We start from the raw sequence: 1,606 nt of genomic DNA on the forward strand, positions 1-1,606 counted from the left end.
GTAGCGCATGAGAAAAGCAGAAAGCTGAAAACGGAAAACTGAAAGGGCTTGTGTCCGGGAATGCGCGAAGCGCGAGGTAGGGCGCGGCGTCCCTGCCGCGCCGCAGAGCATGAAAAATGCCCATGGGTCACCGAGGCGTATATGAATATCGTCGGCTTCAGCGATGTTCCTGAGAAAAGAATTCTTGTCCCCAAAAGTCAAAAGTCCGATAATCAAAAAATTATGACCAAAGCTGCATTTTTCGGCAATGCCAGTACATCACTTGAGCAGGTCTATCCCCGTGATCGGCGTGATCGTATTGCGGCCGTGTGCGACGTTCACCCCAGAACGATTACGGCGCAGAATTTCAGTTCCGAAATCGCTGCGCTCGCAGACCTTGAGGTGATCTTCTCAACGTGGGGGATGCCGGGTCTGACAGAGAACCAGATTGCGCTGATGCCGAAACTCCGAGCGGTATTTTATGCCGCCGGATCGGTCAAGGCGTTTGCCATCCCTTTCCTGGATCGGGGCATCGTGGTGGTGAGCGCATGGGCGGCCAACGGGGTGCCTGTTGCTGAATTTGTTCTGGCTCAGACCCTTCTGGCGAACAAGGGTTACTTTCGCAACATCCGTGACTGTGGCAGTCCTAGCACCCGGTCAACGGCTTTCCGGGGTTCCGGAAACTTTCACGCTACCGTGGCCCTGCTCGGAGCGGGGATGATCGGCAAGAAGGTGATTGAACTGATGAAGCCTTTTTGCCTTCGCGTCATCGTGTTCGATCCTTTTCTGTCACAGGCGGAGGCCGATAGGCTCGGCGTTGAGAAGGTCAGCCTGGCGGATGCATTCCAGCGCGGCATGGTTGTTTCCAATCACCTGGCCAATGTGCCTGCGACACGGGGATTGCTGCGACGCGAGCATTTCAGCGTCATGCCCGAGAACGCGGTCTTCATCAACACCGGTCGTGGTGCGACGGTTGTGGAAACGGATCTGATTGATGTGCTCAGGACGCGCCCGGATCTCACCGCGCTTCTGGACGTCACCGATCCCGAACCGCCGCCTGCCGCATCGCCGTTCTACGACCTTCCGAATGTGCTCCTCAGCAGTCACATCGCGGGTTCGATTGGCAATGAAGTCACCCGGATGGCCGATACGGTGATCAAAGAATTTCACATCTGGCGTAACGGGGCCCCGCTTCGGTATGCGGTGACGCGTGAGCAACTCGATACGATGGCTTAGCCCGTGCCGTTGCCGGGGCATGCAATCGCGATCGAACACCGGGTCCGTCTTTTGCGAGGTGAACCGCTTCGTCACGCGCGCGGCGGAGGTGCTGTCGTTTCTGAGGCAGGGAAGAGGGCTGTTACCGCCGCGCAAGCGCCGAGTGCGTAGATCAACGGGTACAGGCGTTCCCAATACCACAGGCTGGCAAAATACAGGCCGATCGGCGCGGGTGCCCAGTCCTCCGACTCCGGGATGTTCTGTTGCAGCCACGCGATCCCCCTGTGGATCGTGGCATCTGGCGCGGCCCGGAAGACGACCAGCGCGCGGGTCGCCAGGGCGGTTTCCTCGATGCTCGATGGCGTGTCCTTGACGCCGCCCCAGCCGCCATCGTCGTTCTGGTTGGCTTGCA

General features: G+C 58.9%; 1 protein-coding gene. It reads left to right on the forward strand.

Features of this window, described 5'->3' with window-relative positions; translation table 11 throughout:
• The first annotated feature begins 60 nt into the window (after nt 1–60).
• A complete protein-coding gene (locus FJ222_12790) occupies nt 61–1,215 on the forward strand; it encodes a hydroxyacid dehydrogenase (GenBank protein ID MBM4165298.1) in 1,155 nt (384 codons plus the stop codon).
• Nucleotides 1,216–1,606 lie beyond the last annotated feature (391 nt).

The organism is Lentisphaerota bacterium (genome assembly GCA_016873675.1).
Lineage (GTDB): Bacteria > Verrucomicrobiota > Kiritimatiellia > RFP12 > JAAYNR01 > VGWG01.